The sequence below is a fragment of the Labrys sp. WJW genome (assembly GCF_001676615.1).
Classification (GTDB): Bacteria; Pseudomonadota; Alphaproteobacteria; order Rhizobiales; family Labraceae; genus Labrys; species Labrys sedimenti.
Map to the genome: position 1 here is coordinate 191,121 of NZ_LYXZ01000040.1, position 20,183 is coordinate 211,303.

19 protein-coding genes are annotated in these 20,183 nt (G+C 64.7%); 13 read left to right on the forward strand and 6 right to left on the reverse strand.

What is annotated here, in order from left to right; all coding sequences use genetic code 11:
• Positions 1–58: 58 nt before the first annotated feature.
• From BA190_RS24295 to BA190_RS24330, 8 genes are all read left to right on the forward strand, one after another.
• On the forward strand, positions 59–490 hold the full coding sequence (locus tag BA190_RS24295) for a cupin domain-containing protein (protein WP_202908515.1): 432 nt from the start codon (positions 59–61) through the stop codon (positions 488–490).
• Positions 487–921, forward strand: a complete 435-nt coding sequence (locus BA190_RS24300) for a hypothetical protein (protein WP_068293592.1) — start codon at positions 487–489, stop codon at positions 919–921. Before BA190_RS24295 ends, BA190_RS24300 begins: the two co-directional genes overlap by 4 nt.
• Before the next feature lie 201 nt (positions 922–1,122).
• Positions 1,123–1,221, forward strand: a complete 99-nt coding sequence (gene kdpF / locus BA190_RS36110; protein WP_202908516.1) for a K(+)-transporting ATPase subunit F — start codon at positions 1,123–1,125, stop codon at positions 1,219–1,221.
• Positions 1,222–1,418: 197 nt separating this feature from the next.
• Complete coding sequence (gene kdpA, locus BA190_RS24310) at positions 1,419–3,128, forward strand: potassium-transporting ATPase subunit KdpA (RefSeq protein ID WP_068293598.1); 1,710 nt, start codon at positions 1,419–1,421, stop codon at positions 3,126–3,128.
• A 12-nt stretch (positions 3,129–3,140) separates the two neighbouring features.
• Positions 3,141–5,192 (forward strand): potassium-transporting ATPase subunit KdpB, encoded by a 2,052-nt coding sequence (gene kdpB, locus BA190_RS24315; RefSeq protein ID WP_068293601.1) that lies wholly within the window; start codon positions 3,141–3,143, stop codon positions 5,190–5,192.
• 155 nt (positions 5,193–5,347) lie between these two features.
• Positions 5,348–5,950 (forward strand): potassium-transporting ATPase subunit KdpC, encoded by a 603-nt coding sequence (kdpC, locus tag BA190_RS24320; protein WP_068293604.1) that lies wholly within the window; start codon positions 5,348–5,350, stop codon positions 5,948–5,950.
• A 79-nt stretch (positions 5,951–6,029) separates the two neighbouring features.
• The gene (locus BA190_RS24325; RefSeq protein WP_068293608.1) at positions 6,030–8,696 is read left to right on the forward strand and encodes a sensor histidine kinase KdpD; all 2,667 of its coding nucleotides are present in this window, start codon (positions 6,030–6,032) and stop codon (positions 8,694–8,696) included.
• A 132-nt stretch (positions 8,697–8,828) separates the two neighbouring features.
• Positions 8,829–9,509, forward strand: coding sequence for a response regulator (locus BA190_RS24330; protein WP_068293612.1), 681 nt, complete (start codon positions 8,829–8,831; stop codon positions 9,507–9,509).
• Between the two features lie 323 nt (positions 9,510–9,832).
• On the opposite strand, the gene BA190_RS24335 is transcribed toward BA190_RS24330, so the two are convergent.
• Positions 9,833–10,432: a LysE/ArgO family amino acid transporter gene (locus BA190_RS24335; protein WP_068293615.1), complete on the reverse strand. Its 600-nt coding sequence runs from the start codon at positions 10,430–10,432 to the stop codon at positions 9,833–9,835.
• Between the two features lie 240 nt (positions 10,433–10,672).
• Here BA190_RS24335 and BA190_RS24340 point away from each other — a divergent pair, with 240 nt between their 5' ends.
• The 3 genes from BA190_RS24340 (at position 10,673) to BA190_RS24350 (ending at position 13,379) form a co-directional block, all read left to right on the forward strand.
• Positions 10,673–11,557: a LysR family transcriptional regulator ArgP gene (locus BA190_RS24340; RefSeq protein ID WP_068293618.1), complete on the forward strand. Its 885-nt coding sequence runs from the start codon at positions 10,673–10,675 to the stop codon at positions 11,555–11,557.
• A gap of 92 nt (positions 11,558–11,649) precedes the next feature.
• Positions 11,650–12,687, forward strand: a complete 1,038-nt coding sequence (locus BA190_RS24345) for an aldo/keto reductase (protein ID WP_245314939.1) — start codon at positions 11,650–11,652, stop codon at positions 12,685–12,687.
• A gap of 257 nt (positions 12,688–12,944) precedes the next feature.
• Complete coding sequence (locus tag BA190_RS24350) at positions 12,945–13,379, forward strand: hypothetical protein (RefSeq protein ID WP_156771683.1); 435 nt, start codon at positions 12,945–12,947, stop codon at positions 13,377–13,379.
• Positions 13,380–13,417: 38 nt separating this feature from the next.
• Here BA190_RS24350 and BA190_RS24355 read toward each other — a convergent pair whose 3' ends face one another.
• The 3 genes from BA190_RS24355 to BA190_RS24365 form a co-directional block, all read right to left on the reverse strand.
• Entirely contained in the window at positions 13,418–14,149 is a 732-nt protein-coding gene (locus BA190_RS24355; RefSeq protein ID WP_068293624.1) for a haloacid dehalogenase type II, read from the reverse strand.
• A gap of 103 nt (positions 14,150–14,252) precedes the next feature.
• Complete coding sequence (locus BA190_RS24360; RefSeq protein ID WP_068293627.1) at positions 14,253–14,789, reverse strand: HNH endonuclease; 537 nt, start codon at positions 14,787–14,789, stop codon at positions 14,253–14,255.
• 287 nt (positions 14,790–15,076) lie between these two features.
• The gene (locus BA190_RS24365) at positions 15,077–15,256 is read right to left on the reverse strand and encodes a hypothetical protein (protein WP_156771684.1); all 180 of its coding nucleotides are present in this window, start codon (positions 15,254–15,256) and stop codon (positions 15,077–15,079) included.
• Between the two features lie 406 nt (positions 15,257–15,662).
• Between BA190_RS24365 and BA190_RS24370 the strand changes: the two genes are divergently transcribed.
• Positions 15,663–17,120: a DHA2 family efflux MFS transporter permease subunit gene (locus BA190_RS24370; protein ID WP_068293633.1), complete on the forward strand. Its 1,458-nt coding sequence runs from the start codon at positions 15,663–15,665 to the stop codon at positions 17,118–17,120.
• A gap of 22 nt (positions 17,121–17,142) precedes the next feature.
• On the opposite strand, the gene BA190_RS24375 is transcribed toward BA190_RS24370, so the two are convergent.
• Both BA190_RS24375 and BA190_RS24380 read right to left on the reverse strand, forming a co-directional pair.
• The gene (locus BA190_RS24375) at positions 17,143–18,051 is read right to left on the reverse strand and encodes a hypothetical protein (protein WP_068293636.1); all 909 of its coding nucleotides are present in this window, start codon (positions 18,049–18,051) and stop codon (positions 17,143–17,145) included.
• Between the two features lie 230 nt (positions 18,052–18,281).
• Positions 18,282–18,701: a DUF983 domain-containing protein gene (locus BA190_RS24380; RefSeq protein ID WP_068293640.1), complete on the reverse strand. Its 420-nt coding sequence runs from the start codon at positions 18,699–18,701 to the stop codon at positions 18,282–18,284.
• Positions 18,702–18,857: 156 nt separating this feature from the next.
• Here BA190_RS24380 and BA190_RS24385 point away from each other — a divergent pair.
• The coding region (locus tag BA190_RS24385; RefSeq protein WP_068293643.1) for a PLP-dependent aminotransferase family protein at positions 18,858–20,183 on the forward strand (1,326 nt) is incomplete at its 3' end.

Below are 20,183 nucleotides of genomic sequence, written 5' to 3' on the forward strand. Positions count from 1 at the left end.
GCTCCGATATTGCGAGTGTCGAGAGTCCCGGAAAACGGGACTCTTCCAAACAACAGGAATGACCATGCCGACCGCCGCCGAGATCATCGCCCTCCTCGACATGCAGCCGCATCCCGAGGGCGGGCATTATGTCCGCACCTTCGAAGATAGCGCCCTTCACGGCGACCGTTCGGCCTCGACCGCGATTTATTACCTGCTCCAGGCCGGCGAACGTTCGCATTGGCATCGGGTCGACGCCGCCGAGATCTGGCATTTCCATGCCGGCGCGCCCTTGGCCCTCGACCTCTCGGCTGACGGCGAGAGGACGGAGCGCCTGATCCTCGGCGCCGACTTCGCCGCCGGCCAGCGGCCGCAGGGCGTGGTACCGACGGGCGTGTGGCAGGCTGCTCGCAGCCTCGGCGATTGGACCCTGGTCGGCTGCACGGTAGCGCCCGGCTTCCGCTTCGAAGGCTTCGAACTGGCCCCGCCCAACTGGGCGCCCGGCCAGTGATCCTGCGACGCAATTTGCCATGTACGAACCTGATCTGGAAAGGCGCGGGCCTGCGCTCGGTCGCGGTTGGGCTGACCCTCATTGCCTGCTTCGCGATCCCTGGGGCAGCAGCACGGGCAGATAGAGCGAGGATCGGCCCTGCGCAGATCATGCAAATGCAGGAGATCTTGACCCGTGCCATGCGCCCCTGTGTGGCACCCGCGATCGGGCAATCCGGCACCCAATGGGCAACCGTGCGTATTTTCTTCAATCGCGACAGCACGCTTGCGCGACGACCTGAATTGGTTGCTGCGACAAGCGCCACGGTCGGGGCCAACGTCCTTCGCGCCGCCACGCGGTGTCTCGCGCACAAGGGCGCTCTTCGCTTTGACGAGCGATCCTACGACGCTTGGAAGATCATCGATCTGAAGTGGACTCCGGGGACGCTCTGACCTCGGTGACATCCACCCCAATCCTTACACTTTCCTTACGCCCGGGCTCGACAATCGGAATCGAACCCTGACGCGCTTTGGTGGCAAACCACAGCCATGCCCAATCGGGTTGGAGTTTGTCATGCTAGATCTTGCCTATATGGCGTTGGGGCTCGGCGGCCTGCTGCTGATGGTCGTCTATGCCCGCGTCCTCGACAGGCTGTGAGGCGCATCATGTTCGATCCCCTCATAGGCCTTCTCGTGGCCGTCCTGCTCGGCGCCTATCTCGTCTTCACGCTGGTGCGCCCCGAACGTTTCTGAGCTGCGCAGCTTCACCGCCCTCCCACGCCGGCTGCCCCCGCACCGGTGCGATGGCGCGTGACGGGGCGCGGGACCGGCTCATCGGGAAACGGTCCCGCCCCCTGCTCATTCTCGCTTTTCCGGGCTCCACGCCAATCCCCCAAGGGACGATCTCCCCCGGAGGATCGGCGGGGCCCGTGTTCTTTTGGAGAACTTCCATGTCCTTGAACGGATGGCTTCAGATCATCCTTCTGTTCGCTTTGGTGCTCGCAGCGGTGAAGCCACTGGGCGCCTATATGGCCCGTGTCTTCTCCGGTGAGAGAACCTTCCTCTCGCCCGTCCTGGCACCCGTCGAGAAGGGTTTCTACAAACTTTCCGGCATCGACCCCGCCCGGGAACAGGGCTGGCTCGCCTATACGCTGGCCATGCTGTTCTTCAGCATGGCAGGCTTTGCCTCGCTCTACGCGATCCTGCGGCTGCAGGCCTATCTGCCGCTCAATCCGCAGGGTTTCGGCAACCTGGCGCCGGACCTGGCCTTCAATACGGCGATAAGCTTCGTCACCAACACCAACTGGCAGAATTATGCCGGCGAAAGCACCATGAGCCATTTCAGCCAGATGGCCGGTCTCACCGTGCATAATTTCGTCTCGGCCGCCACCGGCATTGCCCTTGCCCTCGCTCTCACCCGTGCCTTCATGCGCTCGGGCGGCCAGACGCTCGGCAATTTCTGGGTCGATCTCACCCGTTCTTCGCTCTATGTGCTGCTGCCCATCGCCGTCGTGGTCGCTCTCGCCTTCGTGGCGATGGGCATCCCGCAGACGCTGCAGGCCGGTGTCGACGCCACCACGCTGGAAGGCGCCAAGCAGACCATCGCCATGGGGCCGATGGCGAGCCAGGAGGCGATCAAGCAGCTCGGCACCAATGGTGGCGGCTTCTTCAATGTCAATTCGGCCCATCCTTTCGAAAACCCCACCGCGCTGGCCAACTTCCTGTCGATCTTCTCGATGCTGTCGATATCGGCGGCCTTGGTCTACACCTTCGGGCAGATGGTCGGCTCCCGCCGCCAGGGCTGGGCCCTGCTGTCGGCCATGGGCGTCCTTCTGATTGCCGGTGTGGCCGTGGTGTACTGGTCCGAAACCGCAGGCAATCCGATCCTGGCGCATCTCGGCCTCGACGGTGCTCTCGGCAACATGGAAGGCAAGGAGATCCGCTTCGGCCAGGCCATGACCGCTGTCTTCGTAGCCGTTACTACCGGTCTGTCCTGCGGCGCGGTCAACGCCATGCATTCCTCGCTGACCCCGCTCGGCGGCCTCATTCCGATGTTCCTGATGCAGCTCGGCGAGGTCCTGCCCGGCGGCGTCGGCTCGGGCCTCTACGGCATGATCGTTTTCGCCATCCTCAGCGTGTTCATCGCCGGCCTGATGGTCGGCCGCACACCGGAGCTCCTCGGCAAGAAGATCGAGTCGCGCGAGATGAAGTTCGCCGTGCTGGCGATCCTGATCCTGCCCACCGCGATCCTCGGCTTCACCGCGGTCTCGGCCATGGCGCCCTTCGCTTTGTCGCAGCTCGGCAATGCCGGCCCGCACGGTCTTTCGGAACTGCTCTACGCCTACACCTCGACGACAGCCAACAATGGTTCGGCTTTCGGCAGCCTGTCGGGCAACACGCCCTGGTTCAATGCCACGCTCGGCATCGCCATGCTGCTGGGACGCTTTGCCTATGTCGTACCGGTAATGGCGATTGCCGGCTCCCTGGCCGCCAAGACCAGGGTGCCTGCCTCGGCCGGCACCTTCCCCACCCACACGCCGCTCTTCGTCGGCCTTTTGGTCGGCGTCATCCTGATCGTCGGCGGCCTGCAATTCTTCCCGGCGCTCGCGCTGGGGCCGATCGTCGAGCACTTCGTCATGCTCGCCGGCAAGACTTTTTGAGGAATGGCTATCATGTCATCCAAACCGACTTCTCCCTCCATGTTCGATGCGGCCATCCTGCTGCCCGCCATCAAGGATGCCTTCGTCAAGCTCAACCCCAGGCTGCTCATCCGCAATCCGGTGATCTTCGTCACAGAGGTGGTGGCGGCCCTGGTCACCGTGCTCAGCCTGCGTGACGCCTTTACCAGCGCCGGTGTCGGCTTCAGCGCGCAGATCGCCGCCTGGCTGTGGTTCACCGTGCTGTTCGCCACCTTCGCCGAAGCCGTGGCCGAAGGGCGCGGCAAGGCCCAGGCCGAGAGCCTCAAGCGCACCAAGTCCGACCTCAAGGCCAAGCGCATGCCTTCGGCGGCGGCCGACCTGGGAAACTTCCAGGTCGTCGACGCCACCCGGCTGGCGATCGGCGACATCGTCATCGTCGAAGCCGGTGACCTCATCCCCGGCGACGGCGAGGTGATCGAGGGTGTCGCCTCGGTGAACGAGAGCGCCATCACCGGCGAATCCGCCCCGGTGATCCGCGAATCCGGCGGCGACCGCTCAGCCGTCACCGGCGGCACGCAGGTGCTGTCGGACTGGATCAAGGTGCGCATCACCACCCAGCCCGGCTCCTCTTTCATCGATCGCATGATCGCGCTGGTGGAAGGCGCCGAGCGCCAGAAGACCCCCAACGAGATCGCCTTGTCGATCCTCTTGTCGGGCATGACGCTGATCTTCCTGATCGCCGTGGTCACGCTCTGGGGCCTTGCCGGCTATTCCGGCACGCTGCTCTCCATCACCGTGCTGGTGGCGCTCCTGGTCACCCTCATCCCCACCACCATCGGCGGCCTGCTCTCGGCCATCGGCATTGCCGGCATGGATCGCCTGATCCGCTTCAACGTGGTGGCAACCTCCGGCCGCGCGGTCGAGGCCGCCGGCGACGTCGACACCCTGCTGCTCGACAAGACAGGCACCATTACCTTCGGCAACCGCATGGCGACCGAATTCCTGCCGGTGCCCGGCGTCAGCGAGCAAGACCTGGCCGAAGCCGTGCTGCTGGCGAGCCTTGCCGACGAGACGCCGGAGGGTCGTTCGATCATCGCATTGGCCCAGGGCGAATATGGCCTGACACAGCCGGACCTGACCTGCAAGGCCATCACCACCATCGCCTTTGCCGCCCAGACTCGCCTGTCGGGCATCGACATCGACGGACGTTCCATCCGCAAGGGTGCCGTCGATGCAATCGTGAAGTTCGCCGGCACCACGCTGGAGGCCGCGCCCGCCGCCTTCCGGCAGGCGGTGGAGAAGGTCGCCCGCACGGGCGGCACCCCGCTCGGCGTCACCGACGGCAGCCGCGTCCTGGGCGTCGTGCACCTCAAGGACGTGGTGAAGCCCGGCATCAAGGAACGGTTCGCCGAACTGCGTTCGATGGGTATCCGCACCGTGATGGTGACGGGCGACAACCCGATCACCGCCGCGGCGATCGCCTCGGAAGCCGGCGTCGACGACTTCCTGGCCGAGGCCACGCCCGAGCAGAAGCTCGCTTATATCCGCAAGGAACAGACGGGCGGCCGCCTGATCGCCATGTGCGGCGACGGCACCAACGATGCGCCGGCGCTGGCCCAGGCCGATGTCGGCGTCGCCATGCAGACCGGCACCCAGGCGGCGCGCGAAGCGGGCAACATGGTGGACCTGGACTCCAGCCCCACCAAGCTGATCGAGATCGTCGGCATCGGCAAGCAATTGCTGATGACGCGCGGCTCGCTCACCACCTTCTCGATCGCCAATGACGTCGCCAAATATTTCGCCATCATCCCGGCTTTGTTCATCGCGACCTATCCCGAACTCGGGGCGCTGAACGTGATGAACCTGGCATCGCCCCAGTCGGCCATCCTCTCGGCGGTGATCTTCAACGCGCTGATCATCGTCGCCCTGATCCCGCTGGCCCTCAAGGGCGTCGCCTACCGGCCGGTCGGCGCGGCAGCACTGCTCCGGCGCAACCTCCTGGTCTACGGCCTCGGCGGACTGCTGGTGCCCTTCGTCGGCATCAAGCTGATCGACCTCGTGGTCGCAGCCCTGCATCTGGCGTGACGGCGATGCGCACGAGAAACGGATGGAGCGTGGCCCGCTGGCTCGCTCTGTCCCACCGGCGCCAATCCGAGGCACACCTGCTGCTGCCTCTCCCTGCAGGACGGGCTTCCGCCTCGCATGGCAACCCTGTTTCAGCGCTCCAAAGGAGCAAACCCATGTTGATCCATATTCGCCCCGCCATCGTGATGATGGCCCTGTTCACCCTGTTGCTGGGTATTCTCTATCCGCTCGCCATCACCGGCATCGCCCAGGTAGCCTTGCCCGGCCAGGCCAATGGCAGCCTGATCGCCAGCAATGGCAAGGTGGTCGGCTCGTCGCTGATCGGCCAGAACTTCGCCTCCGAGCGCTATTTCCAAGGCCGGCCCTCGGCAACCTCGGGCACCGATCCCAACGACGCCAGCAAGACCGTGGCGCAGCCCTACAACGCCAGCAATTCGAGCGGCTCCAATCTCGGCCCGACCTCGAAGGCACTGGCCGACAGGGTCGCTGCCTCGGTCGAGGACCTGCGCAAGCAGGGCGTGACCGGCGCAATTCCCGCCGATGCGGTGACGACTTCGGGTTCGGGCCTCGACCCCGACATCTCGCCGGCCGACGCCGCGCTGCAGATCCAGCGTGTCGCCAAGGCCCGCACCCTGCCGGAAGCCGACGTGAAGGCCCTGGTCGACAGCCAGACATCGGGCCGGCTCCTCGGCCTGATCGGCGAGCCGCGTGTCAATGTTCTCGCGCTGAACCTCGCCCTTGATGCTATGAAGAAGTGAGCCTTTTGGTGTGCCGGTCTTCAGACCGGCACCTTCTCCAACCATGCCGGTCTGAAGACCGGCACACCAAATCAACCCCATGCCCCTCCCCTCCGACAGACGTCCCGATCCCAATGCCCTGCTGAGCCTGGCGGGACGGGAGGGGCGCGGCCGCCTCACCGTATTTCTCGGCGCCGCACCAGGGGTCGGCAAGACCTACGCCATGCTGTCGCGGGCGCGGCGGGAGAAGGAAGCCGGCGTCGATGTGGTCGTCGGCATCGTCGAAACCCATGGCCGCAGCGAAACCGCCGCCCTGACGGACGGGCTCGAACTGCTGGCGCGGCGCAGGGTCGCTTATCGCGGCCGCGAGCTCGAGGAGTTCGACATCGACGGGGCACTGGCCCGAAGGCCGCGCCTGATCATCGTCGACGAACTCGCCCACACCAATGCCCCGGACAGCCGCCATCCCAAGCGCTACCAGGACGTCGAGGAACTGATCGGCGCCGGCATCGACGTGTGGACGGCGCTCAACATCCAGCATCTGGAAAGTCTTACCGATGTCGTCTCGCGCATCACCGGCGTGACGGTGCGCGAAAGCGTGCCCGACAGCGTGATCAAGAAGGCGGACGAGGTCATCGTCGTCGACATCACCCCGGCCGAGCTGATCCAGCGGCTGGAAGAAGGCAAGGTCTATCTGCCCGACAATGCCAGGCGCGCCGCCGACGGTTTCTTCAAGCCCGGCAATCTCACGGCCCTGCGCGAACTCGCCCTGCGCCGCACGACCGAGCGCGTCGACGACCAGATGCTCGCCTATCTGCGCCAGAACGCCATCGAAGGCCCCTGGGAAACGGCTGACAGGCTGATCGTCTGCGTCGGGCCCGATACGTTTTCACAGCAGGTGGTCAGGGCAGCCGGGCGGCTTGCCACTGGGCTCAATGCCGATTGGCTGGCCGTGACGGTCGAGCGCCCGGGGCAGGAAGTCGGCGGCGAGGCGCTTGCCGGGCTCGAGGCCAATCTGCGCTTGGCCGAGCGCCTGGGCGCGGAGGTCCGGCGGCTCAATGGCCATGACTATGTCGGCGAGATCCTCAGGCTCGCCAGCGCCGAAAACGTCACCCAGATCGTGCTCGGCAGCGGCAAGGCGAGCTGGTGGCAGCGCGTCACCGGACGTTCTCTCGCCGACGACCTGCTGCACCGCTCCGGCGAGATCAACGTCACCGTCATCACCAACACCGGGACCGAAGCCCCGCCCGCACGGCGCTGGTGGCGCCGGCTTGCCCTGCAGCCCTCGCTCGCCGGCCTCGCCATGGCGGCAGGCTGCGTTGCGGCGGCCATCGGCATCGGTGTCGGCCTCAGGCACTTCGTCTATCTGCCCAACGCTTCCATGCTCTTCCTCATGGCGGTGCTCGCCAGCGCCCTCACGGTCGGGCGCTGGAGCGCCATCACGGCGGCGGTGCTTTCCTTCTTCGCCTATAATTTCTTCTTCATCCCGCCGCTCTACAACTTCACCATCGCCGAGCCTCACGAGGTTTTCGCCCTGGCGGTATTCCTGATCGTGGCCGTGGTGGCGGGCGATCTCGCCGGCCGGGTGCGCGAGCGGGCGGAGGGCGAAGGGCGGCGGGCCGCCAACATCATGTCGCTCTACGAGTTCTCCCGGAAGCTCTCCGGCATCACCAGCCTCGACGACGTGCTCTGGGCCGCCGTCGCCCATGCGCAGGCGACACTGCATGGGCGGGTGGTCATCGCCGTGCCGCACGATGACGAACTCACTGTCACCGCCGCCTGGCCTCCGGACATCAACCTCGATTCCACCGACATGACGGCATTGCGCTGGGCCTTCGAGAAGAAGGAGATCGCCGGCCGGGGCACCGGCACCCTGCCCAACATCGCTTTCGAATTCAGGCCGATTCTGACCCCGAATGGCGCCGTCGGCGTGCTTGGCCTGGCCCAACCTGAAGGAGCCGAGCCACTTTCCCCGGCCGAGGAGCGTATTCTCGTCGCCATACTCGACCAGACCGCCATCGCCATCGACAGGGCCAAGCTCGCCAAGGAGAATGTACGCACCGCTGCGCTCGAGGAGAGCGAAAAGCTGCGCAGCGCCCTGCTCTCCTCGCTCTCGCACGATCTGCGCACGCCGCTGGCGTCCATCACCGGGGCCGTCACCACGTTGCGCCAGCTCGGCACCAAGATGGACGAGGAGAGCCGGGACGATCTGCTCGCCTCCATCGAAGAGGAAGCAGCCAGGCTGAGCCGTTTCGTCGCCAATCTCCTCGACATGAGCCGCCTGGAGGCCGGCGCCCTCAATGCACGACGCGACCTCCTCGACGTCGCCGACGTCGTCCGCGGTGCGGTGGAGCGTGCGCGAAAAGCCTTCCCCACCCGCCTGGTCGAGACCAGCCTGGCAACCGACCTGCCGCTGGTGCGCGGCGACCAGGCCCTGCTTGGCCAGGTGCTGTTCAACCTGCTCGACAACGCCCACAAATATGGCGGGGAAGATTCCTCGACCGCCGTGTTCGCCAGGCGCGAGGACAACGAAGTGGTCGTTACCATCACCGACCAGGGCAAGGGCATTCCGCCGGCCGATCTGGAGAAAATCTTCGACAAGTTCTATCGGCGGGGCAAGGTCGACGGCCGGGCACCGGGCACCGGCCTCGGCCTCTCGATCAGCCGCGGCTTCATCGAGGCCATGGGCGGCACCATCACCGCCGAGAGCCCGGCCGTGCGCAAGCGCGGCACCCGCATTGTCATCCGCCTGCCAGCCGGGGCATGATGCCGCACATCTTTGCGGTGTGCCGATCTCCAGATCGGCATCGATATCGTTTCCCGTGCCGATCTGGAGATCGGCACACCGAAGCACGGACCGGCAGACCCACTTCCGATTCCGTCAAGAGTCTCCTCCCCTATGCATATCCTGGTTGTCGACGACGAGCCGCAGATCCAGCGCTTCCTGAAACCGGCCCTCATTGCCGCCGGCTATGAGGTGACGCCGGCCGTCAACGGCACCGACGCCATGCGCCTGATCGCCACCGCCGCGCCGGATCTCGTCATTCTCGATCTCGGCCTACCCGACATGGACGGCAAGGACATCATCACCAAGGTGCGGGAATGGTCGAAAGTACCGATCATCGTGCTGTCTGCCCGCGATCGCGAAACCGAGAAGATCGCTGCCCTCGACCTCGGCGCCGACGACTATGTCGAAAAACCCTTCGGTATCGGCGAGTTGATCGCCCGCATCCGCACCGCTTTGCGCCACAAGGCCCATGAGGAGGGCAACGCCACCCGCTTCGAGAGCGACGGCCTGGTGATCGATACGTTGAAGCGGCTGGTGAGCCGGGACGGCGAGGCCATCCGCGTCACACCCAAGGAATATGACCTGCTCGCCATGCTGGCGCGTCATGCCGGCCGGGTCGTCACCCACCGCCAGTTGCTGACCTCGGTGTGGGGCACTGCACATGCCGAGGACCTGCATTACCTGCGCGTCTTCATCGGCCAGCTCAGGGCCAAGATCGAGCGCGATCCCGCTAATCCGAGCATCATCCAGACCGAACCCGGCATCGGCTATCGCCTGAAGGACGAGGAGTGAGCATGGGGGGCGGTTTGAGGACCGGCCCTTTTCAAGGTGTTGAGAGCTGAAGTCGAGATGGGGGAGCGTAACCCCTCATCCGCCTGCCGGCACCTTCTCCCGCAGGGGGAGAAGGTGATCTATTTCGGAAGACGCAGAGCTTGCCGCTCGCCTTCTCCCCTTGCGGGAGAAGGTGGCGCGAAGCGCCGGATGAGGGGTCACGCTGCCCCATCCCAACCTTTCTCGATTTGCCCGAGACATATTGAAAGGGGAGTCTTCACACTGACCTGTAACCTCCGCGCTTGGCGGCAAACCAGCCGGTTTGAGGACCGGCCCCAATCCGTTCACATCACCAGCTTCAGCGCCAACCCGCACATGGTCATGCCGATCAGCCCGTCCAGCACCCGCCAGGCACCGGGCCGGGCGAAGAGCGGGCGCAGAAGGCGCGCGCCATAGCCGAGCGAGAAGAAGAACAGGAAGGAGGCGCTGACCGCACCAGCACCGAAGGCGAGCTTGGCACCCTGATATTGCGTGGAGATCGAGCCGAGCAGCACCACCGTATCGAGATAGACATGCGGGTTGAGCCAGGTGAAGGCGAGGCAGATGGCGAGCGCCCGGCCAAGTCCAAGCCCCGCAGCATCGCCCGGATCGAGCCCGCCATGATCGGCAAGCGCCGAGCGGAAGCTGCGGAGGCCGTACAGGATGAGGAAGGCGGCGCCGCCATAGCGCATCACCGGCTCGATCCAGGGCACGGCCACGCCCACCGCCTGGAAGCCGGCGACACCGATGCTGATCAGCACGGCATCAGACAAAGCGCAGACAAGGCAGACCCAGAACACATGTTCGCGCCTGAGACCCTGCCGCAGCACGAAGGCGTTCTGCGCCCCGATCGCCACGATCAGGCTGAGGCCGAGCAGGAATCCGGATATGAGCGCGTTGGTCATGGTCTTTCCTTGTGTCATCCCGCGCGCAGTGCAGCATGCAATGATGCGCCGCAGACGCGGGACCGCGTTCAGAACAGCCCTTTGACGGCGCCCGATCCCGTGTCTGCGCCGCACCGCTTCGCGCTGCGACGCGCACGGGATGACAGATGGGGAACCGATCGCCGGGACCGCGTTTGACTACACGCGCCGGGAGAATTAGAAAATTTAAATAATCTATCTCTGGATTAGGAAAATTAATCCATGCTGGACTATGCGCTGCTGGAAGCGCTGGCCGCCGTGGTGCGTACCGGTTCCTTCGACAAGGCGGCGCAGGAGATCGGGGTGACGCCCTCGGCGATCTCGCAACGGGTCAAGCTCCTGGAAGAACGCCTCGGTACCGGCCTGGTCGTCAGGGGTCAGCCCTGCACGGCGACAACGGCCGGCAAGCGGCTTTGCCGCCATGCCGAGGAAGTCGGCCTGATGGAGCATGCACTGCGCGGCGAACTCGGGGGCCTGGTGCCGCCGGGACCCGCCCCTACCGTGCGCATCGCCGTCAATGCCGACAGCCTGGCGACCTGGTTCCTTCCCGCCCTGTCCGGCCTGGAGGGACGCCTGTTCGACCTGGTGCTCGACGATGAGAGCAACACCGCCGAGTGGCTGCGCCGCGGCGAGGTCAGCGCAGCGGTCGCCACGGCACCCGGTCCGTTCCAGGGCTGCGGCAGCCGCGCATTGGGCGTGCAGACCTATGTCGCCACCGCCAGCCCGGCCTTCGTCAGGCGCTGGTTTTCCGAGGGTCTCAGCGAGGAGGCTCTGCGGCAGGCCCCCTGCCTCACCTTCGATATCAAGGATGCCTTGCAGGACCGCTGGCTGGTCGAGACCTTCGGCCGGCCCATAAGCCGGCCGAGCCACTGGATCCCCTCCTCCCGCGGCTTCGTCGACGGCGCCCTGGCCGGGCTCGGCTGGGGCATGAACCCGCTGTCGCTGGTGAGACCCTATCTCGCGGAGGGGTCCCTCGTCGCGATTCATCCCGGCTCGCGGCTGCTGGTGCCGCTCTACTGGCATTGGAGCCGGGCCGTGGAGAAGGGCCTCCAGGACATCACCGCCTCCATCCTGCGCACGGCGCGGGCGAGGCTGGAACAGGCGTAATAGTGCCGCAGCCTCTGGACAGGGCAGCGTTTGCCACTACCATTGTCGGACAAATCAGAATCCAACCTTCAAGACTTCAGGGACGGAAACCCATGCAGCTCCCCATCATGCCCGGCAATGCCGCGCCTCGCCGGCTCGGCAAGACCTCCGTCATGCTCACGCCCGTCGGCCTCGGCGGCGGCCCGATGGGGGACATGTTCGAGAACCTCGACGAGGACAAGGTCCGCGCCACCTTCAGGGGCGCCTGGGACGCCGGCATCCGCTATTTCGACACCTCGCCCTGGTATGGCCGCGGCCTCAGCGAACTGCGTTTCGGCGAGGCGCTGCGGCAAAGGCCGCGCTCGGATTTCATCCTCTCCACCAAGATCGGCCGTACCTTCCACCGGCCCAAGGACGTCGACACTTTCAAGGGACCGTTCTGGTATGGCGGCCTCTCCTTCCAGGAGCGCTTCGACTATACCTATGATGGCGTGATGCGCGCCTATGAGCAGAGCCAGATGCGGCTCGGCATCAACCGTATCGACCTCCTGCTCATCCATGACCTCGACGTGCCGCATGTCGGCTCGGCCGACCTCGTCGCCCAGCATTTCCTCGACCTGGAGCGCTCGGGCTGGCGCGCGCTCGAAATGCTCAAGCATTACGGCGAGATCCAGGGCATCGGCGCCGGCGTCAACGTGCTCGGCACCATTCCCGAAATGCTCAAGCGCTTCGACCTCGATTTCTTCCTGGTCGCCATGCCCTACACGCTGATCGACCAGGGCCCGCTCGACCTCGAATTTCCGCTCTGCCAGGAGCGCGGGGTGGGCGTGGTGATCGGCTCGCCCTTCGCCTCCGGCATCCTTGCCACCGGCGCCGGCGTGCCCACGCCCTATTATCGCTATACGCCGGCCGCCCCGGAGATCATCGAGAAGGTGCGGCGGATCGAGGCCGTCTGCGCCGCACACAACGTGCCGCTGAAGGCGGCCGCCTTCCAGTTCGTGCTGCGCCACCCGATCGTGGCGAGCGTGATTTCGGGCGCCGTCACGCCCGAACAGGCCGCCGAGAATGTCAGCCTGCTCGGCGTCGCCATTCCCGACGCCTTCTGGAGCGATTTGCGCCAGCAGGGACTGATCGATGCGAGGGCTCCGTAAGAACGCCAAAGGCGGCAAGGTCGGAACATGACGAACATATGCTGCTTTGGCTTACGCGGGACACGTATGGTGAAATCGTACTTTGTCCGGATAGGCTAGGGCTCCGACGCATCGGGCGTGGTTACTATTGCCTCGCAGGACTTCGTTTGGAGCCTCGCAAAAGGCGATCTATTGTTCCGTACCGGGGGGATCAGAAACGCATAGTGCCAGGAAAAATAGGATCCTCGCGACAGATCTTCCTCGGAGGAGGCCTTTTCGTGTCACCAACAGCGAAAGCGCAAATGACCTTAACTCGCCCCTGCCCGGATTGGCTCATTCCCGATGACCTAAAGGCAATTGTCTCGAAGGATGAAGTTTGGGAAAGCGATCGCTGGAGCCCTATTGCCCTGTCCGTATTGGGAGCCACAATCTATCATGGTCGGCTCATTCCGCTTTCCTGGCAAATTGAGTTTTCCCCCTACGGTCCGGAGTTTGAAGAGGCGAATCATCGCTTCGCTGCGGCCACGGGCGGCAAACCGGATTCATATCGCTGGAGTGAATTGGTTGTGAACGCGATGACGACCAATGCCCCTAAATTCGTCCCGGAGATGCATACGGAAGATACGGAATTGGCGACATGCGTCATATGGGTTGAGTCAGAGTCTGCCTGCAAAGCCTTGCTCAAGACCGTCTGGGAGATGATTTACCGTTAGATCGGCAGCGTAGATTGTCGAAACGAATGGGCGTCACATCAGGATTGCGAGCCGAGTGCTCTTCTATGCGCCTCGGCCAACGCGTCGAGGCTGTGGAAGTGAAAATCCGGCTCCGGCACGCCTTCCACCACCAAGGTGGCGCCGCCCTGTTTGCCGGCGCGGCGGTCGATCCAGGCCCGTGCCAGGCCGATCCGTGACGCCGGCACGTGATCGTGGTGCAGGCTCTGGGCGGTGTGCAGCACATCGGCCGGCTCGAGGCCGAACTGCAGCGACAAATGCTCGATGAGATAGCTGAAATTGCGCGGATCCGGCTTGTAGGAACCGACATCCTCGGCGGTGTAGACCGCGTCGAAAAGACCGCCGAGCTTGGTGTTGCTGCCGGCGAAGCTACGGCGGTCGACATTGGAGAGCACGACCAGCCGGTAGTGGCGCTTCAGATAAGCCAGCGCCTGCGCCGAATCCGGAAAGGCCGGCCAGTCCGGCACGGAAGCGCCGAAGCGCTCATGCAGGTCGGCATGGGCGGCGATGCCCCAATCCTGCGCCAGCCGCGCATGGGTGACGGCAAGCAGGGTCGAATAGAGCAGCGAGGGCGTCTGGAGTTCCTGCTCGGTCTCGCGGCGGGCGAAGGCAGCGAGCGCCTCCTCGCGCCCGATCACCCGCCCGCCGGCGCTGAGCAAGGGCTGGAGCGCATTCCAGATGCCGGTTTCCCAGTCGATCAGCGTGCCGTAGCAATCGAAGGTCAAGACCTTGAAGTCCGTCAGTTCCGGCATCCCGTCTTCTCCCAGGCAATCGCGATCGGCAGGCATGCCGTCGCTCGCGGCGCATAAGCAAAAGAGGACGGTGTCGCCACCGCCCTCTCCGGTTTGAGGATCCTCACGAAACCAGTTCGCTGTCCCAGTAGAGATAGTCGACCCAGCTTTCGTGCAGATAGTTGTGCGGATAATGCCGGCTCGCCTCCAGGAGGTCCCAGGGCGAAGGCCGCGCCGGCTTGCGCAAGGGCTTCATATCCATACGGTCGGCCTTGCGGGCGTTGCAGTCGCCACAGGCCGCGACGATGTTCTCCCATGAGGTCGCCCCGCCCTTGGAGCGGGGAACCACATGCTCGAACTGCAAATCGCGGGCCTGGAAACCATCGCCGCAATATTGGCAGGTGAAGCCGTCGCGCAGGAACAGGTTGAAACGGGTGAACGGCACCATGCGCTCCACCTTCTGATAGTCGCGCAAGGCAACCACGGACGGCAGGCGCATCGTCGTCGACGGACTGCGCACCACGGCATCATATTCCGCCACCACGCTCACGCGGTCGAGAAACACGGCCCTCAGCGCATCCTGCCACGACAGCAGCGATAGCGGAAAATACCGCAAGGGTCTGAAATCGGCATTCAATATCAAAGCGGGGTGGGACGACATGACTACCTCAACGCTCGGCTCCTGGAGTTAACACGGGCTGGAGGAATGGATGACCGGTTACCCGGCCGGCTTCTGGTTTTCGCTGTCTGACTCCCGGCCAGCCCCGTTGGCTGGTCTAGCTGGACAGTTGTCCGGCAACGAAAAGACGGAATGATGACAGCACGATGATGTGCACGCGGCCACACGCTGGCATGCGGAGCATGCCGACCGTCCGGATTGTTTGGAGTGTGTCGCGGGCGTACATACCCTCCTGCCATCAAGGCGGAGGGGACTGCCCTGCCGCCGGTTCAGATTCTCGTGTGATCCTGCGCCAGTCTGGCGACGATCATACGGTTCGCATTCGACAGGTCGCGGCCGGCACCTTTGCATTGGCTGCGGGTAGCCACGCCCATGCCCGGCATGCAGGCCGGCAGCAGGGAGGCGTCATCCGCAAACGCAAAGATGTTGAAATGGGTCGGCAACGGCATGTCCGGCTCTTGAAGGACGAGGCCCATCCCCTTCCCGATGACTAGGCTTATGCCGCCCGAAAACGACAAAAATCAAGCGCGAAAGCGTCATCCACCCGCAAAAACAGCAAAAATTTCGAAAGAATCCCGCTCTTTTCCGGGATGTATGATCCAATTGGATAATATCTTATATCGCTGAATAAAATCTTCGGCATATGCGGCGTCGATGCGCCGGACCTGCAAACCGGCTTGCATCTCGCCCAGCGCGATTCAGCTATGCGAAACTATATGTTGTCTCTCCCTACTTTTGCCATTTCGTCAGAACAAAAGCGTGCCTATAAACAATCAAGCGTCATGACCGGCGTCGAGTCGGCCACCATTCTGGCCCGCCCCTTGGGACGGGCCTTGTCATGAATTGCCTGCTCCAATGTCCGAAGTGACCGCTGGCCTGATGCCCCGGATGGCACGGCCCAATTTCAGAACCACCGCGCTGATCATTGCCAGCGCCATGTTCATGGAACAGCTCGACGCCACCATCCTGGCGACTGCCCTGCCGACCATGGCGAAATCCTTCGACGTTTCGCCGGCACATATGAGCATCGCGCTGACGTCCTACCTGCTCAGCCTGGCCGTACTGATTCCCGCCAGCGGCAAGATCGCCGACCGCTATGGCGCCCGCAGCGTGTTCTCGATCGCCATCGCCGTGTTCATGCTGGGCTCGATCCTGTGTGCCTGGGCACCGACCCTGCCCGTCCTGGTCGCGGCGCGCCTGCTGCAGGGCGCTGGCGGGGCGATGATGGTGCCGGTCGGCCGCCTGGTCCTGCTGCGTACCGTCGACAAATCGGACCTCGTCTCCGCCATGGGCTGGCTGCTGGTGCCGGCGCTGATCGGCCCGATCCTCGGCCCGCCGGTCGGCGGCTTCATCGTCACCTTCCTCGACTGGCGCTGGATCTTCTACATCAACATCCCGATCGGCCTGCTCGGGCTGGTGCTCACCCAGATCTTCATTCCCAACATGAAGGAAGACAAGCGCGAGCCCTTCGACATGAAAGGTTTCGTGCTCTCCGGCATTTCGCTCGCCTGCCTGCTGTTCGGCTTCGAGATGACCAGCCGCGGCAGCGCCGAGGAAGCGCCGCTCGCCATCGCCCTGCTGGTGATCGGCCTCGTCAGCGGCGCGGTCTATGTCGTCCATGCCCGCAAGCCCCGCGACTTCGCCCCGATCCTCGACCTCAGCCTGATGCGGGTGCGCACATTCCGCATCTCGCTGGTCGCCGGCTCGCTCTCGCGCATCACCCAGGGCGCTCAGCCTTTTCTGCTGCCCCTGATGATGCAGATCGGCTTCGGCATGTCGGCGGCGGAGAGCGGCCTGCTCACCCTCGCCACCGCCTGCGGTTCCATGCTGATGAAGGCGGCGGCCAAGCCGATCCTCAAGCGCTTCGGCTTCCGCACCACGCTGATCTGGAACAGCATCTTTTCCAGCCTGCTCTATGCGGCCTGCGCCCTGTTCCGCCCCGACTGGCCGCATTGGGCCATCTTCGCCGTACTGCTGGTCTGCGGTTTCTCGATGTCGCTGCAGTTCACCGCCTACAACACCGTCTGCTACGACGACATTCCGCCAACCCGCACCTCCTCGGCCAACAGCTTCTACACCACCTTCCAGCAGTTGATGCTGTCCTTCGGCATCTGCGCCGGCGCACTGGCCTTGACCGGCTCGAAGCTGGTCCTGGGACACGAGCACGCCACGCTGATGGACTTCTCGATGGCGTTCCTGTTCGTCACCGCCATTTCCCTGCTGGCTTCGCCGGTGAACGCCAAGCTGCCTTACAATGCAGGGGCATCGATGAGCGGCCACCGCAAGCGGCACGAGGCCGAACAGGCGACCTGACGAGACCGGCGAGGAACGATCGTCAGGTCACCGGGTCTTCGCGCCTGTAAGGCTCGAGGGCGTTGAGGCCCAGGAGTTCCGTCAGCCTGGCACCGTCGCTGACGCGCCGGAACCAGCCGGGCGCCATCCAGGGCGCGTCGCCGTCGATATTGGGGGCACCGCGCCCAGTTGCGATATCCTCGATCCAGAGCGTTCGCGTCTCCAGCGAGATGCGCGTGAAATCGGTGCTGTTGGGCACGCCGGCATGCGCATGCGCACTGGAAAAGGCGATCACCTCCCCCGGCTCGACCACCACTGGCTCGACTCTCCCGACATCCACGGCGCCGCTCAGATGCGGGATGGCATCGTCGGCATCGACGGCATGGCGACCTGCGACCTTGGCACGGGCCAGCACGGCCTCCAGATCGAAGGAAGCGCTGGTATTGGGCACCGCCCTGGTCCACAGATCCGGATAGATCGCGAAAGTGCGCCCGGCCGTGATCGGATAGATCGGCGCCCACCAATTGGTCTGCGCGTAGAGGTTGGAGCCCCAGGTGTCGCGGTGAAAGGCGATCGTGGCGGTGCTGCGCGCCCGCGGCAGGTTCGCTGCAGGCGGCTGGTGGGGCTGGAAGCGAAGATGCAGCCGGTCACGCGCGAGTTTTTCCGGATCGAGGCCGAGCGCTGCGAAAATTTCGCTCCACAGGCGCTTGACCTCGGCGGATTGGACGAATGCCTTCTGCAGCCTGGAAAATTCCTCGACCTGCCGGTCATGGTCGAGATGGCGATGAATCTCGGGCGGCTGGTGGGGATGGAAAGCGTCTTCCAGCAGGCCTCGGGTGAAGGCTACCAATGCCTGCATCGGCGAGAGTCCGCTAAAGCAGGCAATCTCGCCGGCATAGATCCGGTCATGGAAACCGCGCGGCGACACCGGAACGGCGAAGGACGAATACATGAGACAGGCCCCGCTGTTTCAGGTGTCGAACCCAAGGCTAAAGCGTTTTCCAGAAAAGTTGATAGACTTTTCAATTAAGAAAACGCGTCAAAACAAAGAGTTGGAGAGGAAGTGCGATTCGCGAGAAATCGCACTTTGCTCCAGCGCAAGCAAGGCTGGGTTACGAATGCGTTTGCAACGGAAGAAGCGCCATTTTGGCCCATTGCAGCCGGCTGAGGCAATCGCGCCCGTCAGCTCTGTCGGGCCAGGCGCGGCTGCTCATGCGGGGCTTCGTCCTGCGGCACCAGGCGCCCCTCCTCCGCCTTGTTGATATATTGGCTCGCCACCAGCACGCCCTTGATCGGACGCAGGATGGGAATGCAGGAGAGCAGCAGGAAGGGCAATGTGGTGACGAAATGCACCCAGAGCGGCGGCTCGAAGCTCAGTTCCATCCACATGCCGAAGCCGGTGGCCGGAAAGGCCATGGTCATCATCACGAAGAAGGCCGGGCCATCCGCCGGATCGGCAAAGGAATAATCGAGCCCGCAGGCATTGCATTTGGGAGCGAGCGTCAGGAAGCCGTTGAAGAGCTTGCCCTGTCCGCAGCGCGGGCAGCGGCCGCGCATGCCGCAACGCCAGATCGACTGTGAGGCTGCCGATTGTTCTTCCATCGAAGGGCTCCTTCGTTCCGGCAGAATGTATGGATTGAATTTCCATACAAATATGACTATCCTGCCGTCGAGAATCAAGAAATCGACCTGACATCGAAGAATTTTGCGATTTTCCGGGTCGATCAACGCTCACTTTGTATTATTGTAGGCATACAAATGCAAGACAATTCGCCTGCGGCATTCTGGCTCCCCGCCGAACTGGCCCGCGATGCGCCCAAATATCTCGCCATCGCCCAGGCGCTGTCGGCCGACATCCGCTCGGGACGCCTGGCACCGGGCGTGCAATTGCCGCCGCAGCGCCAGCTCGCCAAGGCGCTCGGCGTCGACCTCACCACGGTGACGCGGGCGTTCAACGAGGTCCGGCGCGCCGGCCTGGTGGAGGGCAACACCAAGCGGGGCACCATCGTCAGCGCCTCCCGGACCGTGCCTGCCCGCATCGTCGTCGACGAGCCCCTCCCGACCGAGGCCACGGCCCTGATCGATCTGAGCATGAACATGCCGCCCCAGCCGGCCGAGGTCGGGCTGCGTGAGGCGATCGCCGAAGGTATCGCCGATGTCCTCGCCTCGCCCCACGTGCTGGCGCGGCTGCACTACCAGGACAATGCCGGCATTCCCGGCGACCGCGCTGCCGGCGCGCGCTTCCTGGCGCCCCGCCTCGGCGCCATCTCGCCCGAACGGCTGGTGGTGACCTCGGGCTCGCAGGCAGCCCTGTTCGCGGTAGTGTCGGCCCTGCTCGAACCGGGATCGGTGCTGGCGGCGCCCGAGGTCACCTATCCCGGCCTGCGTTCGGTGGCCGCCCGCTGCGGCGTAAGGCTGGCGGCGGTGCCCACCGATGGGGATGGTCTCCTGCCCGACGATTTCGAGGCACTCTGCCGGACGAACCGGCCGAGAGCGCTCTATTGCGTGCCGACACTCGACAACCCGACCACCGCGACCTTGCCCGCCGAGCGGCGGCAGGCCCTGGTCGCCATCGCCCGCAAGCACGGCGTCGCCCTCATCGAGGACGATGCCTATGGCGCGCTGCCCGAACACGCGCCGGCCCCGCTCGCAGCCCTCGCCCCCGAACGAAGCTGGCACGTCGCCACGCTGTCCAAATGCGCGACGCCCGCTCTAAGGCTGGCCTATGTCGTCACGCCGGGCCAAGCGGAGGCGCTCGAAATCACGGCCCAGACCCGGATCATCAACCTGATGGCACCCCCGTTGATGTCCGGCTTGGCGACCGCCTGGATCAAGGACGGCACCATGGCCCGCCTGACGGCCGCCATCCGGCGCGAGAACCATGCACGCCAGGCCATCGCTGCGACGGCGCTGAACGGCTTCACCTATCGCGCGGCCGCGGACGCACACCATCTCTGGCTGAGCCTGCCGCCGGCCTGGGTCGGCGCCGATCTCAGCGCCGTCGCCCGCAAGGCCGGGCTCGCCCTGGTCGGCAGCGCTGCCTTCGCCGTCGGCGCCCCGCCGCCGGCGCTGCGCATCTCGCTC